A 17,767-nucleotide genomic window follows, 5' to 3' on the forward strand; every position below is an offset into this window, starting at 1 on the left:
GTTTGGCCAGAAAAATGAGTCGTTCTCGCTGTTCTAAACTAAGTGGTACAGAAACAATCCGAGGCATGTGTGAACATCTGTTAACTAAAAAAACCTTTTCGCATGATTAGTTATTTTTGTCAACTTAAATAAAGGGCTGAATAATCAGCCCTTTATACTACAAATTAGATCAAACTAACAACACATTAAAGCGCTGCAATCTGCTCCATATTCGCTTTAATCTTCGCTAACTGATCAGCAAACTCAGCAAGTTTCACTTTCTCACCTTCAACCACAGCCGCAGGTGCTTTCGCTACAAAACCTTCGTTAGAAAGTTTAGTTGCAATTTGGTCATGCTGTTTTTGAACCTTGTCTAAGTCTTTTTGCAAACGACCCAATTCCGCTTTCGGGTCGATTAAACCCTTCATTGGAACGAATACAGACACATGACCTACGACAGATGAAGAAGACAATGGCGGTTGTTCACCGTCAGCAAGGAAAGTAATGCTTTCAACTTTTGCCAATGCTTTAAACAACGGTTCAATACGTGCGATTTGCGCTTTTTCCGCATCAGTGGTGTTTTGAAGTAGAACAGGCAATAAACGTGCATTACCTAAGCCCATCTCACCACGGATGTTACGTACTGCACCAATTAAACCTTGAAGCCATTGCATATCTGCTTCAGCTTGCTCATTCACCAATGTTTGGTCAGCAACAGGGTACTGTGCCAGCATAATCGTTTCGCCAGAAATGTTCAGTTTCGGCGCAAGTGTTTGCCAGATTTCTTCTGTTAGGTACGGCATCAATGGATGAGCCAAACGTAAAGACGCTTCCATCACAGAAAGAAGCACACGACGTACTTCAGCTTTACGCTCAACCGATACGTTTTCGTCATTCAGAACAGGCTTAGTCAGCTCCACATACCAGTCACAGTATTCATTCCAAATGAACTCGTAAATCGCTTGTGCAGCCAAGTCTAAACGATACGTTGCAAATGCTGTTTGCACTGCTTGTTCCGCTTTTTGTAGACGGCTCACAATCCATTGTTCAGGCAATTCCCAAAGATCTTGGCGTACTTCTTGACCAATCACTTGATCTTCGCAGTTCATCATCACGAAACGAGTAGCGTTCCAGATTTTGTTGGCAAAGTTACGGTAACCTTCAACACGTTTCATGTCGAACTTAATGTCACGACCGGTGTTGGCAAGCGCACAGAATGTGAAACGAACTGCGTCAGTACCGTAAGATTGAATACCTTCAGGGAATTCTTTACGGGTTGATTTTTCAATCTTCGCTGCTTGTTTCGGGTTCATCAAACCTGTAGTACGTTTTTGTACTAAAGTTTCTAAATCCACACCGTCAATCAAATCTAATGGGTCAAGCACGTTACCCTTAGATTTAGACATCTTCTGACCTTCGCCATCACGTACCAAACCGTGTACATACACCGTTTTAAACGGCACTTGTGGCGTACCATCTTCATTTTTCATGAAGTGCATGGTCATCATGATCATACGGGCAACCCAGAAGAAGATGATGTCGAAACCAGTAACAAGCACATCAGTCGGGTGGAAGGTATTTAAGAAATAGTTCTCAGCATCTTTTTTGGCATCGCCAGTCCAACCTAAAGTTGAGAATGTCCAAAGACCAGATGAGAACCAAGTATCAAGTACGTCTTCGTCTTGATCTAATTGAACATCGGCAGGGATGCCATTTTTCTCACGTACTTCCGCTTCGTTACGACCAACGTAAACATTACCTTCCGCATCGTACCAAGCTGGAATACGGTGACCCCACCATAATTGACGTGAGATACACCAGTCTTGAATGTTGTTCATCCAAGCCATGTACATATTGCTGTATTGCTCAGGTACAAACTTAATTTGACCGTCTTGAACCGCTTTAATTGCAGGCTCTGCAAGCGGTGCAATTTTTACGTACCATTGGTCAGTCAGTAATGGCTCAACGATTACGCCTGAACGGTCACCGCGAGGTGGCTTCAATGTGTACGGTTGAATTTGGTCTAACCAGCCTTCAGCTTCAGCTTGAGCAACCAATTTTTTACGTGCAGCAAAACGTTCTAAACCAATGTAGTCCGCAGGGGCAGGAATGGTTTTAGAAATTTGCTCGCCCGCTTTCGCGATGTATTCAAATTCAGCAAGAACTTCAGCATTTTTGTTGAAGATGTTGATGATTGGAAGTTCACAGCGTTTGCCCACTTCATAGTCATTGAAGTCGTGCGCAGGGGTGATTTTCACACAGCCTGTACCAAATTCTTTGTCTACATATTCGTCTTTTACGATTGGAACAGCACGGCCTGTAATAGGTAGGATGATGTTTTTGCCTACAAGCGCTGCATAGCGTTCATCATCAAGCGCAACCGCAACAGCTGTATCGCCAAGCAATGTTTCAGGACGTGTTGTCGCCACAACAATGTGATCTTTGCCGTCATGGGTGCGGATTGATTTGTCTTCAAAGAAATATTTGAAGTGCCAAAGTGAACCTGCTTCTTCTTTATCAGACTCAACTTCTAAGTCAGAAAGGGCAGTTTGTAGTTTAGGGTCCCAGTTGACTAGGCGTTTACCACGGTAAATTAAGCCTTCTTCATGCAGCTTAACAAACACTTCTTTCACAGCGTTTGATAAACCTTCATCCATAGTGAAGCGTTCACGAGACCAGTCTACAGATGAACCAAGGCGACGAATTTGACGGGTAATGTTCCCGCCAGATTGTTCTTTCCATTCCCACACTTTTTCGATGAACTTTTCACGGCCAAGGTCGTGACGGCTGATGCCTTCAGCACCCAATTGACGTTCAACAACCATTTGCGTTGCGATACCTGCATGGTCGGTACCTGGCTGCCAAAGGGTGTTTTTGCCAGACATACGGTTATAACGAGTCAACGCATCCATAATGGCATTGTTGAAACCATGACCCATATGCAAGCTACCAGTGACGTTTGGTGGCGGAATCATAATACAGAATGAATCACCTTTTTGAGATGGCTTGAAGTAGCCTCTCTCTTCCCAAGTCTTGTACCATTTTTTTTCGATCTCGGTCGGATCGTAGGTCGTAGCAATATTTTGCGCTGAATCAGTCATAGTCTAAACAGATCAAAAGTGGATAAAAAATTAGATCTATTGTAGCAAAAAAAATGGTGAATTAGGGATGTTGGGCGAATGTTAACTTTTAGGATTTGGCAGTAAATAAAAGAGTCCGTATGATAGGACCTAAGATAAGAAGTATCCATTGATCCCAAAACTAAGATAAAAGGAGCAATATCAAATGACTTATTCTATTTCTTTAAAGATTCAACCTACGACATATCAACGTTTTGAGACGATTCATCAAAAGCTCAACGCAGGTGAAACAGAAAGTCAGTCCAAAGCCTTAGGGGATAATTTAGCGGATATTGCATGTGAAATTTTAGATCAAGTTTTTGGCCAAATGGCGCGCATGAATAAGTCTGGAGACAATGAATCCGAAAAAATTATTCAGCAAATACGTGAAACGACCCGTAAATATATGCCGTGGTCGGTGTCTTTTTTTGGCAATGACCGCCTTGTACCGATGGTAAATTATTTATATGGACGTTTTTACAGCGAAGATGGTCAGCATTTTATGCATTACCCGATCGATGCCTCTTTAGCCACTGACTTGCTGGGCTATGTCAGTCAGATGAAAGATGGGCAAAATCAATACGTGCCGCTCGCGTTGAAAGCATTCACGCAAGTGGTCGATGCAGGGGTGACGCATTTGGTGCGTGAACCGAAAAAAATGCTGAAATTTAATATGGTGGTGGATAAAACTTTAACCGGTGTCATCAATCTCACCACGCAACTCGGATATAAACGCTTCGATAAACTCGGCAAAATTTATGATGCACGGTCGATGAGTCAGTATTTTGACCATTTTATGGTGTTTTTGAACAATGAGCCTGTACTACATAAAGCATAAAATACATATAAATGAATAAATTAGTTATTTAAAAGGATGTCAAAATGGCAAAACGTGATGATTTGAACGGAAAAGTGGTATGGATTACTGGGGCATCTTCAGGTTTGGGTGAAGCTTTAGCAAAAGAATGTGCTTTGCAAGGGGCGCAGGTCATTTTGACCGCACGTCGTTTTGAAGAGTTGGAAAAAGTCCGGGTTTCATTATTACATCCAGATCAGCATCTTTCAGTGTGTGCAGACATTACCAATGAAGAACAAGTTCGCCACGCTTATGAACAAGTCCTTGCGAATAAAGGCCGAATTGATTGGCTAATCAATAATGCGGGATTGAGTCAGCGTGCATTGATCACGGATACGACCATGCAAACTGAACGTGCCATCATGGAAGTAGATTATTTTTCTCAAGTCTATTTGACTAAAACCGTTTTACCGACTTTTTTAGCGCAAAAGTCGGGTCGAATTGCTTTTGTTTCAAGTGTTGCAGGCTTATTAGGGACACAGTACCGCGCGACCTATTCTGCTGCAAAAGCTGCCATTCATATGTGGGCGAACAGTCTACGTGCAGAAGTGGCAGATCAAGGGGTGGGCGTATCGGTGATTTTCCCCGGATTTGTCAAAACCAATGTTTCATTTAATGCACTCAATGGTGCAGGCAAGCCACAAGGGCATCAGGATGAAGCCATTGAAAATGGTCTAGAAGCCAATCAGTTTGCCGAAACAGTAGTGCAATCTTTGCAACGTGGGGAAGAATACATCGTGGTGGGTGGTTCTAAAGAAAAGCTCGGTGTTTGGGTATCACGTTTATCACCGACAACGTTGTATAAAATGATTCGTAAAACCAAAGTGAAGTAAGTTTTATCAAGTTTAAATTGTTTAAAAGTCACTCTTAAGAGTGACTTTTTTAATGAGTATCGAGATTATAAGAAATGAAAAAGAATAATTTTAACAAATGGGGAATAGCCATCATTTTGTGCGCAATCATTGGCGCAATCGGTACAGTGGCTTATTTTTATTTTAAACAGAAAGCTCAAAAAATTGAGCACAACTCAACACTCGAAAAGCCTGAAAAAGAAATAGGAACTGTATCAGAACCAGTTACTGAATCTGTTGAGATTGAACCTAAAGTTGAAGTGGCGAGTGCAGAAGTTGTTATGCGAGGACCAAATGAGGGCTGGTTACCGATCGAAGAACTGTTTGATGAAAAAGGATTATTGAAGTCTGAGTATTACAGTCAAAATCCTCAAGATTCAGATGTTGATAAATTACCTTATAGCTCGAATAAAATTGGTGATTTTAAATGGCGAGCTGAATTTCATCCTGTTGATGATTTTAAAGGCGATCAGGCTAGATTCAAAGATCAATGTTTTGGATATTGTGTTTTAGTGAAAGGTAAGTTGCTGACCAGTGTTGAATCGACTGTCTTTACGGGAGCATTTATTGCGAAAGATCATTTGATCGAAGTGATTGCACATAAGGGGAGTGGCGCATATATGCCTGTCAACTATAGCTTTATCAAAATCGATAAAGCTGGTAATGCAGAGTTAATCTCAGATGATCATAATTCTTACAAAGATCAATTGGCTCGTATCAATCATTCGGGACTCGAGATTGACTTAAAACCATTTAGAAAACTTCAATATTTTCTTCTAATGAATGAAAATGGTTTAAATGTGTCGATGCAAAAACCCAATAAGGTGGATGTCGAACCGACTCAGTGTAAAGAGTATTACGAAGGAACATTAGAGGCATGTCCAACTTTATATGGATGTAAAGCTGACATTGTGGTGCAAGATCTGGCACGTGCTTATGCTGGAGATGTTGCATTTAGTTATCATGATCCAAATATTGATGAAAAGAAATTTAATGAGGTTTGCTTTAAAGTTTGTCGCAATGAAAATGTGAGTTATGAAGAGTTTGAAAACACATTGTGTAAAGTAAATTAAATAGTAAAAAATGAATTGGGGAGAAGTAGAGAGATCAGATGTCTCTCTTTTGAATTGCTGTTCCATACGCAAAGACTTCGACCATGCCACCTTGCATACCCAACTCAGTGGTGCTTAAACGTAAGCCCATAATTTGGTTTGCGCCCATCTTTTCAGCTTCTTGCTTTAAACGCACCACGGCTTCACGACGTGCCCGATCGACGATGCTTTCATAACTGGTTAAACGTCCGCCAAAGAAGTTCTGAATATTGGCAATCACATATTTAAAATAATCATGTGAAATCACTACATTACTCGAAATCAGTTGTCCGAAATGTTCAGTAGTTTTAAAGCGGTTGTTGTCTATGCGAATATGCGCCAATCGCTTTTCTTGAGCTTCGAGTTCTTTGAGATGTTTTTGTTCGATATGGCGACCGAAGCCCCAGCCAATACAAAAAAGCACCACAAAGATCAGGACTTTAAAAATAAAGGCATCCATGACTTAGTCCTGAGTTGGAAATGGGTCTGGTAGTTTTGCTGAGTTGGCTTCTACGCGAACTGCCGTGCCATACACAAATAATTCAGAGGCGCCTTGAGCAATATTTGAGGTTGAAAAACGGATACCGACGACCGCATTCGCGCCTAAGGCACGTGCTTTGTCAATCATACGGCTCATAGCTTCTTGACGGGATTCTTCGAGTAGTTCTGTATAACCTTTGAGTTCACCACCCACGATATTTTTTAGGCCAGCCATAAAGTCACGACCAACATGTTTACTGCGGACAGTACTGCCATAAACGACATCAAGTTGTTGTGTAATGGTATGACCCGGAACAGATTCAAGATTACTTAAAAGCATTTTTAGTTATCAATATAAAAAGGTGAATTGAAGATAGGAAACTCTTCAGCAAAAAGCAATATGTTCATTTTTATTTTGTAGCTCCGATCTAAAAATGAAAAAGCCCACCGAAGTGAGCTTTTCAAATATTACGGGCTAGGCTAACTCAAATTATTGTTTTGATGCAGCTTTACGCTCAGCAGTAGACGGTTGGTATTGCACAGCATCAGAAGTGTTGGCTTTGATACCACCACCAAGTGTTTTATACAATTCAACTTGGTTGTTGAGATTTGCTTGTTCAAGCAACAACAAACCTTGTTCAGCTGCATAAGAAGCACGCTGTGCATCCAGTACAGTTAAGTAGCTATCAATACCAGCACGGAAGCGGGCATTTGATAGTTTGTAAGTTGTATTGGTTGCATCAACTAAACGGCGCTGTGCCGCAATACGGTCACCAATGTTTTGGCGAACTGCAAGCGCATCATTCACTTCACGGAAAGCTGACTGAACTGATTTTTCATAATCAGACAATGCAATTTTCTGGTCAGTTTCAGAAACTTTAATATTGGCCTGACGTGTACCCCAGTCGAAGATTGGAATATCTAGGCTAGGACCAGCAGACCATACAAAGTTGCCTGATTTAAATAGATCACCTAAGTCCGTTGAAGCATAACCCGCAGAACCTGTCAGACTAATCGTAGGGAACAGACGTGCTTTAGCTGCACCAATGTTCGCACCAGCAGCAGACAGTTTGTATTCAGCTGCACGGACATCTGGACGGTTGTTTAACAAGTCACTTGGAATACCTGAACCAATGGTATTGGTCGAAGTAATTCGATTGACACGTTGGTTCGGCAGCAAGTTCGCAGGCACTTGTTGACCCACTAATAGGTTCAATAAGTTTTGTGCTTGAGCAATTTGAGTCTTGTAGTTCGCAACATCATTACGTGCAGTTTCTACAGAAATTTGAGCCTGACGAACAGGAACTTCACTGTCGATACCTACATCAAAACGCTTTTTGTTGAGATTATAAGATTCAAGCTGAGCCTTTAAGGTTTGATCCGCAAGCTTCAAGTTTGAGTTGGCATACGCATAGTTTAACCATGCTTGAGCCACTTGACCCACGAGCGCAATTTGCGTTGCATCACGGGCACTTGCAGTTGCAAGGTAACTATCTAAGGCGTTGTCTTTTAAACTACGTACACGACCCCAAAAATCAAGTTCATAGGCAGTGACACCTAAACCGACATTGTAAGAAGTTACAGGCTTTTGCGTATTCAACGTGTCTTGACGAAGTACGCTACCACTTGCACCAATGGTTGGTAATTGACCATTGGCAGTGATTTGATACTGTTGTTGTGCACGTTCAATATTTAAAGCAGCCGTACGTAGGTCACGGTTATTGGCTAAAGCTAAGTCAAGAACTTGTACCAGACGTTGGTCAGCAAAGAAATCTTTATATCCTTGCTCAGCCACAGAAGTGCCAGAAGCACTTGCTGTGTAGCTTTCGGGGATATTGGTCTGAACAACCGGCTCTGGACCACGCATGCTTTGGCAGGCAGCCAAAGCAAGCGCAAGTGAAGAAACCGCAATGCTACGACCTGCAATAGACCATACATTTTGCATCACGATAAATGCTCCTGATTATTTTGTTGTTTTGGTTTGTACTTAAAGATACTTCGGATCCATACGTAGAACACAGGAATAAAGAAGATACCAAGTAGGGTAGAACTGATTACGCCACCCAATACACCATAACCTACAGAGTGCTGACTACCTGCACCTGCACCCGAAGAAAGGGCAAGCGGAAGTACACCAAAACCAAAGGCTAAAGTGGTCATGATAATTGGACGTAGACGCATTTTAGCGGCATGCAAAGTTGCGTCAAACAGATCTTCACCTTTTTCTTGAAGTTCTTTGGCAAATTCTACGATCAAGATCGCATTCTTCGCGGACAAACCAATGACGGCAATAATAGCCACCTGGAAGTAAATGTTATTCGCCAAGTTTGGATTTTTGAAGAACACCATTCCAAGGAAAGTCAGTAATAACGCACCCAATACACCTAATGGTACAACCAGTAATACTGAGAACGGAATAGACCAGCTTTCATATAAGGCAGCAAGACATAGGAAGACGATTAACAATGAAAGTGCGTATAGGAATGGTGCTTGTGCGCCAGACTCACGTTCTTCTAGAGATAAACCTGTCCATTCATAGTCAAAGCCTTGAACGCCCATCGAAGGAAGTTTTTGTACAATTTCTTCCATCGCTTTCATCGCGTCGCCCGAACTTACACCCACACCCGGTGAACCTTGAATGTTCACAGATGCGATACCGTTATAACGTTCAAGACGTGGTGAACCATAAGTCCATTCACCAGTAGCGAAGGTCGAGAATGGAACCATTGTGCCTTGGTTGTTACGGACATACCACTGGCTCAGGTCTTCAGGCATCATACGTGCCGCAGCTTCACCTTGTACATAGACTTTCTTCACACGACCACGGTCAACGAAGTCATTGATGTAAGAACCACCCCATGCCATACCCATTGTGGTATTGATTTCAGCAATGCTGACACCCATAGCACCGGCTTGAGCTTGGTCAATCGTGATTTTGTACTGTGGCGTATCTTCTTGACCGTTAGGACGAACACCCATGAGGCGTTTATCTTGAGCAGCCATACCGAGCACCATATTACGGGCATCGATAAGTTGTTGATGAGTTTGACCTGCAGAAGCTTTTAACTGCAAGTTGAAGCCGGCAGTTACACCCAATTCAGGCATTGCTGGTAATTGGATTGGCATGATGTATGAAGCATCCTTCACGATCATGTTCAATGCCATACCACGTTGAATAATCGCACCCACTTGAGATTCAGGTGATGTACGGTCTTCCCAATCTTTTAACTTGATGAATGCAAGACCTGCGTTTTGACCTACACCTGTGAACGAGAAACCGGCAACACTGAATACAGAATCGACATATTTTTCTTCGTTTTTCAGGAAGTAATCGGTCATTGCAGTGACAGTTTTATCCGTACGCTCAAGTGAGGCATTCGGTGGTAACTGTACCAGTGTCATTACAACACCTTGGTCTTCTTCAGGTAAGAATGATGATGGTAACTTTTGGAATAAAAGCACTAATAAGCCGATTACAACTGCATAAATCACACCAGAGAAAATCTTGTGGTGTGTCATGAAGTTCACGCCGCCTTGGTATTTATGCGCAACTTTATCAAAAGAGCTGTTAAACCAACGGAAGAAACGGGCAAAGATATTGTTGCTTTCAGGTTTGTTTGGATCATGTTGTTTCAACATGGTCGCGCATAGGGCAGGGGTAAAGGTCAATGCTACAATCAATGACAGAATCATTGCTGTTACCAGCGTGATTGAGAACTGACGATAAATTACACCTGTCGTACCACCGAAAAATGCCATCGGCACGAATACAGCGGTTAACACAGAGGTAATACCGATTAAGGCACCCGAGATCTGTTTCATTGAGATTTCAGTTGCAGTCACTGGGTCAAGATGATCTTCAACCATAACACGTTCAACGTTCTCTACGACAACAATCGCATCATCTACGAGGAGACCAATCGCCAGTACCATCGCGAACATGGTGAGTGTGTTGATCGAGAAACCAAACATGTTAATGACAGCAAAAGTACCCAATACCACTACAGGTACAGCCAATGTCGGAATAATCGTTGCGCGCCAGTTCTGTAAGAATAAGAACATCACAAAGAATACGAGAATCACGGCTTCTACAAGGGTATGTACAACACTTTCAATCGATAACTTAATGAATGGAGTCGTATCAAATGCAAGCGTGTCTTCTAAACCTTCAGGGTAGTTTGGACGTAGTTCTTTTAAACGTGCTTCAACAGCTTCGGCTGTGTCTAATGCGTTTGCACCAGTTGCTAGTTTGATCGCTACACCACCAGCAGGTTTGTTGTTGAACTTAGAGTCGAACTGATAGTTGTCAGCACCTAATTCAACACGTGCAACATCACCTAAACGTACCTGAGCACCATCACTACTGTTACGCAGGAAAATGTTTTTAAACTGCTCTGGTGTTTGCAACAAACTTTGTGCTGTAACTGTCGCGTTCAGTACTTGACCTTCAGTTGCAGGCGCACCGCCTAACTGACCAACAGCAACCTGAGCATTCTGTGTACGGATAGCCGCAGCCACATCACTCGGTGTAACTTTCAGGTTTGCCATTTTGGCTGGATCTAGCCAAATACGCATCGCATAAGAACCACCAAATACTTGGACTTCACCTACACCTGCCACACGGCTGAGAGGTTCAGAAATATTCGAGTTTACATAGTCCTTAATGTCGTCCGCAGTCAACTTACCTGATGGTGAGTGGAATGCTACAACTTGTAGGAAGCTTGCGCCAGATTTGGTGACTTTTACACCTTGACGTTGTACGTCTTCAGGTAATAGCGCTGTCGCAGACTGGAGTTTGTTTTGGACTTGAACTTGGGCGATATCTGGATCGATCCCTTGTTCAAAGTTCAATGTAATAGATGCTTGACCGTTACCCGCACTGTTTGACGAAATATAACGTAAGCCATCCAAACCATTCATTTGTTGTTCAATGATTTGGGTTACGGTGTTTTCAACTGTTTCTGCAGATGCGCCAGGGTAAGTCGCAGAGATTGAAACCGTTGGCGGCGCAATGGTCGGATACTGTGCAATTGGCATATTTGATAGCGTGAGTACACCCGCCAACATAATCACCAATGCAATCACCCATGCAAAAATGGGGCGATGAATAAAGAATTGAGCCATTCAGTCTACTCCCTATGCGTTTGAAGTAGCTTTTTGTTCAGTTTTAGGCGCTGCTTGTTCTGCGGCTTTAGCGTTTGGCTTTGCTGCAGCAGGTTGTTGCGCACCTTGAGGTGCAGCAGCCTGAGGTTGATACGGTTTGGCTACAACTTGTTGCTCTGGCTTAACTTTCGCAATACCGTCAACAATCACTTTATCGCCAGTGTTTAAGCCTTGAGTAACGATCCAATTCGAACCTTGCGTACCAACAGTGGTTACAGGACGAGATTCAACAGCACCTTTTGCATTCACAATCATTGCAATCGCTTGACCTGTAGGGGTACGTGTAATAGCAGCTTGTGGAATCAGGTAAGCGTTTGGAATCACACCTTGAACGATGCGAGCATTGGCAAACATACCCGGAAGCAATAAATGGTTCGGGTTAGAAAAAACAGCACGAAGCGTAACAGTACCTGTATCAGGGTTTACACTCGCATCAGAAAATGCAAGACGACCTTCAATTGGGTATTCGCTACCATCTTCAAGACGTAATTTCACTTTGGTGTTATTACTGCTGTCCAAGTTGCCTTTGCTTAACTGTTGACGTAAGCGAAGAAGTTCAGCGCTTGATTGGTTAATGTCAACATACATTGGATCAAGACGTTGAATTGTTACCAATGGATCAGCCTGAGATGCAGTAACTAATGCACCCGCTGTCACTGTAGAACGGTTGGTTTGACCTGAAATTGGCGCACGTACAGTTGAGTAACCTAAGTTAATTTCTGCATTTTTAAGTTCTGCCTGAGATGCAGCAACGTCTGCTTCAGCCAGTTTTACTTGCGCAACAATATCGTCATATTCTTGTTTAGAAATCGCATTTGATCCCACAAGCTGACGGTAGCGACCTTCTTTAACACGTAACACGCCTAAATTTGCTTGTTGACGTCTTAAAGCAGCACGAGCACTGTCAGCTGAAGCACGGTTTGTACGCGAGTCGATCTCGTACAAGGCTTGTCCTTCGCGAACATAACTGCCTTCTGCAAATAGACGTTTCAGTACTACACCACTGGTTTGTGGACGTACTTCTGAAATTTCATAGGCAGATGTACGGCCGGAAAGTTCAACAGATTGTTCAACGCTTTGCGGTTGGGCAACAATGACACCGACTTCAGTTGGTGGCATTTGCTGTGCAGCAGCAGCTTGCTGTGCATCTTTAGGATCTTTGCTACAACCAACAAGTGCAATACTTGTTACCAATGCGCAAGCAGTCAGGGCGGGAGCCCAAAGCTTTGCAGACATCATTGTTCCACCTCAATTAGATATTTATCTAAATTATTCATTTGTTTACGCTTTACTGATTTTGATGTAACTCAAATAAAGTAGCGCGATCCAAATAAAACTTATGCTCCAACCGGATAAGACATCTGTCGGAAAATGAACCCCAACATATACTCGCGAAACACCCATACACAGCATCCATAACAATGCCAAAATGGTGATCAAACGATGTTGAGCATGTTGTCGGCAAATCAAGATCATCAGACACGCAAGCGATGCAGCATAACAACTGTGTGCGCTTGGGAATGAACTCCCGTAAGACGCTACAAGATGGTACATTTCTGGGGGACGCGGTCTGGTGAACGTAAATTTAAGCAACCATGCAAGGCCGATACTTCCAAAGATCCCTATACTGATAAAAACAATCTCTGTGTATTTTTTATACCACGCAAAGTGTAAACACCATAGCGTGGTGAAAAATAATACAAAAGGCATGCCGCCTAGCGCGGAAAGTCCGATGGCAATTTGATTAAAAACAGCAATACGGTGCTGACTCATCCATTCCACGATACTTAAATCTAATAGATTTAAATAGCTAGAATAAAGCGACAACACACTGATAATTAATGCAAAAAAACCAACAAACAGTAGCGTTCGTGGCATATTATATTCCTTGTCATTTTAACCGGTTTGAGCTCGGTTAATTAATGGACTAAAGTGTACTCATCAGTACACTTTATTTCAAGTCTGTGTAAATCATACTGATTTTATTTTTTGTGTTCATTTACATCTTACTAAAATAAAACACAAATCTGCTAATGATTGTTCTTGCTGGCTTGTGTGCCATCTTCAACTTCAAGTGGGGTTTTCGGTGGCCAGAAAAAATCACTTGGTCGCGTTAGAAAATGAGTCATCACCAGTTTAGCCAGTGGTTTCCATTGTTCAAATCTTACGCGACGTGCCCGTAGTGCCACAATAATGGTTAACGTGAAACTGACGAATAAGTTAGTCAGACCGATCAGAATAACCCCTAAGAATGACACAATGATTAAGCCAATGTCTGGTGAACCATTAATATTGATGAGGCCTTGAATGAAGTTGGCCGATGCGAAGGCGATATGGCGAATATCTAAAGGTAAACCAAAAATAAATCCAATCGTTCCCATACTGCCCAGCATGATCCCGAATAAGAAGTTACCTGCTAAAGCACCTAAGTTTCGCTCAATGTAAGCGGCAAGCTTATCCAGTCTCTCTTGACCCATGATGCGTTTTAACTTTGGATGTGCTTGAATCCGAGGTCCAACTTTGCGATAGATCGCCATGTTGTCAAAGTACCCAGCAAGCAAACCTGATAAAAACAAACATACCCCAGCTATCGCAGCATGTGGCACAGCCAGTGAGGTAAATGGATTGAGGTCGTGTAAGGTTTTAGCTGCTTTTGCATGATTCATTAATGGCTCATGTAAAGCCATGTCCCAACTTAATGCGATCAATGCTGCAACTGGAATCGCAATACTGATGTTGCCTAAGATTGCAATAAACTGGGTTCGAATGATGTTAATAATTAGCGCGGCAAGCTCGGCAATCTGCGCCATTTTCGAGCCTTTACGATGCTGAACCGTCGAGGCAAGGGCGGCAGCTGTCATCGCAGGCTGTTTAGTGGCAACAGTAAAATGTAAGACATGAATCAGCATAAAGCCGAAAGAGTAGTTCAGACTATATGAAATGGCTTGCATGAGCGGTGCCATGCTGACACGGGCCATCAGCACTTTTAAAGTTGCCATACATGCAATGATCACACCGGCACCTGCCGCAGATCGGTACATGCTCATAAAGCCTTGTTTGTCCGTACTTACATAGTGTTCGCCAGTTTTACTTGCGTTTTCGGTGACTTGTAGGGCAACCAATTCACTATTGGTGGCGAGCAAATCGCGCACACTGCGCTCGCTATAAATCGCTGACGTCACATCACTGAGTAAACTACCCATAGACACATAGCGGACATCATCTTCTTCAACAATCAGGTTGAGTAAGATTTCTAAGCGATCTAAACACTGTTCTAAAAGCGACAATAAGTAAGTCAGGCTGACACTTACGCCAATTCGTTTGGTCGCACGCCGAATCTTCAGCACCACATCACGACATTGTTCCAGCATTACCAACGCTTGAGAAGCATCTGGCGGTAGCACAGCACTCATTTCTTCAGCACTTTGATGGAGCTTTTTATACTGCTGAATAAAATCGTTTATTTCGCGGTTTTGCACCAAAAAAGGTGATTCATATTCGGTCAGTTCAGGTTGTGCATTAATAAATTCAGGATATAAGCCAATACCACTCACCCGATAAGACAAAACGGTAATGGCCTTAATTAATTCACGGCGAATTTTCTTTTTTTCTTCCTGATTGCTATGACCTTGGTTAAACAATCGAAAGAGCTGCATCCATTGCTGATCATCAATACTGTCTAGCCAATATTTGTCGCTATGACGATAAAAAACTCGACGGACTAAATCTTGTAGTTGAGTTTCGTCATTGATCAGGGGTAGAAAATGTGCGCCAAGACGTTGGAACAGTTGTCCCCAAAAACCATCGAGAGACAAAATACCCGTGTCCGCATATAAACTGGTTTGTTTATATCGGCTAATGAGTTTTAGAACAAAGCTTTGTAGGGTAGAGGCTGCATCTGGCGTGATGAGTAAAGCTTGGATGAAAGCCTGAAATTTTTTCTTAATTTCGTCAGTATTTTTTGTATCTTCTGGTCGAATTCGGTTGACCAATTCGATCAGCAAGTTTTCATTCAGCACAGCCCGAGGGGTATCGAGCTGTTGCTGCATGGTCAAAAAGATATCATTGAGTTTTATATGCATAGGCAAGGGGGATTACGATGAATATTGTTAATTATTGAATTCGGTGTAATGCCAAGTTTGCGAGGTTGATTAAAGCTTGACGATATTCAGTATCTGGTAGCGCTGCTAAAGCGGCTAGTGCTGCCTCAGTTTCTTCAGTCGCTCGTTGGCTACAATAATCAAGTGCTCCAGAGCTTTGTACAATCTGAATAACACGCTCTAAATCTGCCGTACCACCTGTGGCAATACTGCGGCGAATAATGTCATGTTCTTCGCCAGTGGTATTCTTTAAGGCAGAGATTAAAGGTAAAGTTGGTTTACCTTCCATCAAATCATCACCAATATTTTTACCTAATGTTTCAGCATCTGAGGTGTAATCTAAAATATCGTCAATAATTTGAAAGGCATTTCCAAAGTGTCCGGCAAATTTTCTAAGCGGTTCACGGTACTCTGGTGTACCAGTCAGAATCGCTGCACCTTCGGTAGCGAGCTCAAATAAACGCGAAGTTTTACCGTGAATAATATCTAAATAGGTTTGTTCAGTAGTTTCAGGTTGGTGCTGTGATTGAAGTTGTAAAACTTCACCTTCAGCAATTTCACAGGTACCTGTTGAAAAGTCTTTGAGTAATACTTTGCTGTCTAGATCCACCAATAAATCAAAAGCGCGAGAAATCAAAAAATCACCCACAAGTACGGCAGTTTGATTATTCCATGTCGCATTTGCGGTTGGGCGACCACGGCGTAATCCCGATTCATCAACTACGTCGTCATGAACCAAGGTTGCGGTATGTAGCATTTCTATAATTGCTGCAAGTTTACGGTGTTTTTCTAGATCTTCCGCACCACAAGCTTTTGCTGCAAGTAAACACATAATTGGACGCATGCGTTTACCGCCTGCTTCAACCACATGTTTACTGACTGCCATGACCAAGGCAACTTTAGACGTGATCCCTTCATTAATAAATTTGTCCATCGCAGCAAAGTCAGTGGCAACAGGCGCGAGAATATCTTGCTTAAAGTCGATGGTCATATGAAGAGAAACCTCAATAATTTTTGAATTACAGACGTAGTGTAGCAATTTGTTATATGAATAACAGATAAGAACTTACTCAATTGACTTAATCTTAAGTGATTTTTTTCATCAAGCGGAAGTATTGTACTTATTTTTTAACAGACTTTTATCTTTAGCATGTTGTTTGAACAGCATGTTGTTGATGTCAGTCCAGAGTATATTAGCGAATTGTTGCTAAAAATCTATGTCAAACCTTGCCAAAAGCATGATAAGTGAAATAGAGCACTCATTTTAATGGTTTTAATGACGCTGTTTATATAATAAACGCATACTCATCTAATATTTTACGGAAATGACTTGTTGTTTTTCGGGTTATCCCTTAAAATCTTTGCCTTTGCAAAACCCCAGTGACGATCGTTTTAAGATCGGTATATCCCTTTACCGGCACGACAACACGGGCATGTTTGGAGTACTTAAATGTACGCAGTAATCCAAAGCGGTGGTAAACAACACCGTGTAGTTGAGGGTGAAACCCTTAAAGTAGAATTATTGAAAGCTGAAACTGGCTCAACTGTTACTTTTGATGACGTGTTGATGCTTGTTAACGGTGACAGCATTCAAATTGGTGCACCAGTAGTAGCTGGCGCTAAAGTAACTGCTGAAGTAGTTAGCCATGGTCGTCACGACAAAATCCGCATCATCAAAATGCGTCGTCGTAAACACTATCGTAAACAACAAGGTCACCGTCAATGGTTCACTGAGTTGAAAATTACAGCTATTTCAGGCTAATTACGAGGAGTAAGTAGACATGGCAACTAAAAAAGCCGGTGGTTCGACTAAAAACGGTCGTGACTCGAACCCAAAAATGTTGGGTGTTAAAATCTACGGCGGTCAATCTGTGACTGCTGGTAACATCATCGTTCGTCAACGTGGTACTGAATTCCACGCTGGTGTAAATGTAGGTATGGGCCGTGACCATACTTTATTTGCAACTGCTGACGGCGTTGTAAAATTCGAAGTGAAAGGCCAATTCGGTCGTCGCTACGTATCTGTTGAAGCGTAAGTTTTAATAGAAAAAAACCCGCATTTTTGCGGGTTTTTTTTTCGTCCGAAGAATATGTGAGGTATTTTTTTAGATTGTTACAAACGATGTAT

Annotated in this window: 14 protein-coding genes and 1 pseudogene; 5 read left to right on the top strand and 10 right to left on the bottom strand. The window is 42.2% G+C overall.

From position 1 onward, the window contains the following. Together FTU38_RS16960 and FTU38_RS09030 are read right to left on the bottom strand one after the other, a co-directional pair. A pseudogene (locus FTU38_RS16960) lies at positions 1-67 on the bottom strand (helix-turn-helix domain-containing protein); the annotation flags it as partial. 118 nt (positions 68-185) lie between these two features. Further along, the gene (locus FTU38_RS09030; RefSeq protein WP_180111019.1) at positions 186-3,080 is read right to left on the bottom strand and encodes a valine--tRNA ligase; all 2,895 of its coding nucleotides are present in this window, start codon (positions 3,078-3,080) and stop codon (positions 186-188) included. 184 nt (positions 3,081-3,264) lie between these two features. Here FTU38_RS09030 and FTU38_RS09035 point away from each other — a divergent pair, with 184 nt between their 5' ends. From FTU38_RS09035 to FTU38_RS09045, 3 genes are all read left to right on the top strand, one after another. After that, the gene (locus FTU38_RS09035) at positions 3,265-3,936 is read left to right on the top strand and encodes a hypothetical protein (protein WP_168378130.1); all 672 of its coding nucleotides are present in this window, start codon (positions 3,265-3,267) and stop codon (positions 3,934-3,936) included. Positions 3,937-3,980: 44 nt separating this feature from the next. Further along, positions 3,981-4,787, top strand: a complete 807-nt coding sequence (locus FTU38_RS09040; protein WP_180111020.1) for an SDR family oxidoreductase — start codon at positions 3,981-3,983, stop codon at positions 4,785-4,787. Between the two features lie 74 nt (positions 4,788-4,861). After that, a complete protein-coding gene (locus FTU38_RS09045) occupies positions 4,862-5,878 on the top strand; it encodes a hypothetical protein (RefSeq protein ID WP_180111021.1) in 1,017 nt (338 codons plus the stop codon). Positions 5,879-5,912: 34 nt separating this feature from the next. On the opposite strand, the gene FTU38_RS09050 is transcribed toward FTU38_RS09045, so the two are convergent. From FTU38_RS09050 to sdsA, 8 genes are all read right to left on the bottom strand, one after another. Continuing rightward, positions 5,913-6,356 carry a YbjQ family protein gene (locus FTU38_RS09050; protein ID WP_078192213.1) on the bottom strand — a complete coding sequence of 148 codons (444 nt, stop codon included), beginning with the start codon at positions 6,354-6,356 and terminating at the stop codon, positions 5,913-5,915. A gap of 3 nt (positions 6,357-6,359) precedes the next feature. Beyond that, positions 6,360-6,716, bottom strand: a complete 357-nt coding sequence (locus FTU38_RS09055) for a YbjQ family protein (RefSeq protein WP_078192212.1) — start codon at positions 6,714-6,716, stop codon at positions 6,360-6,362. 150 nt (positions 6,717-6,866) lie between these two features. Then, a complete protein-coding gene (gene adeK, locus FTU38_RS09060; RefSeq protein ID WP_078191396.1) occupies positions 6,867-8,321 on the bottom strand; it encodes a multidrug efflux RND transporter AdeIJK outer membrane channel subunit AdeK in 1,455 nt (484 codons plus the stop codon). Further along, the gene (locus tag FTU38_RS09065; protein ID WP_180109768.1) at positions 8,321-11,500 is read right to left on the bottom strand and encodes an efflux RND transporter permease subunit; all 3,180 of its coding nucleotides are present in this window, start codon (positions 11,498-11,500) and stop codon (positions 8,321-8,323) included. Before FTU38_RS09065 ends, adeK begins: the two co-directional genes overlap by 1 nt. A 12-nt stretch (positions 11,501-11,512) precedes the next feature. Then, the gene (locus FTU38_RS09070) at positions 11,513-12,778 is read right to left on the bottom strand and encodes an efflux RND transporter periplasmic adaptor subunit (protein ID WP_180111022.1); all 1,266 of its coding nucleotides are present in this window, start codon (positions 12,776-12,778) and stop codon (positions 11,513-11,515) included. Positions 12,779-12,820: 42 nt separating this feature from the next. Beyond that, the gene (locus tag FTU38_RS09075) at positions 12,821-13,417 is read right to left on the bottom strand and encodes a phosphatase PAP2 family protein (RefSeq protein ID WP_180106125.1); all 597 of its coding nucleotides are present in this window, start codon (positions 13,415-13,417) and stop codon (positions 12,821-12,823) included. 152 nt (positions 13,418-13,569) lie between these two features. Continuing rightward, positions 13,570-15,621: a site-specific recombinase gene (locus FTU38_RS09080; protein WP_180106127.1), complete on the bottom strand. Its 2,052-nt coding sequence runs from the start codon at positions 15,619-15,621 to the stop codon at positions 13,570-13,572. Positions 15,622-15,652: 31 nt separating this feature from the next. Continuing rightward, on the bottom strand, positions 15,653-16,630 hold the full coding sequence (gene sdsA / locus FTU38_RS09085) for an All-trans-nonaprenyl-diphosphate synthase (protein WP_078191391.1): 978 nt from the start codon (positions 16,628-16,630) through the stop codon (positions 15,653-15,655). Positions 16,631-17,089: 459 nt separating this feature from the next. Here sdsA and rplU point away from each other — a divergent pair, with 459 nt between their 5' ends. Together rplU and rpmA are read left to right on the top strand one after the other, a co-directional pair. Further along, entirely contained in the window at positions 17,090-17,401 is a 312-nt protein-coding gene (gene rplU / locus FTU38_RS09090; RefSeq protein ID WP_078191390.1) for a 50S ribosomal protein L21, read from the top strand. 19 nt (positions 17,402-17,420) lie between these two features. Further along, a complete protein-coding gene (rpmA, locus tag FTU38_RS09095; protein ID WP_067764378.1) occupies positions 17,421-17,675 on the top strand; it encodes a 50S ribosomal protein L27 in 255 nt (84 codons plus the stop codon). Positions 17,676-17,767 lie beyond the last annotated feature (92 nt).

The organism is Acinetobacter sp. YH12098, from assembly GCF_013419235.1.
Taxonomy (GTDB): domain Bacteria; phylum Pseudomonadota; class Gammaproteobacteria; order Pseudomonadales; family Moraxellaceae; genus Acinetobacter; species Acinetobacter amyesii.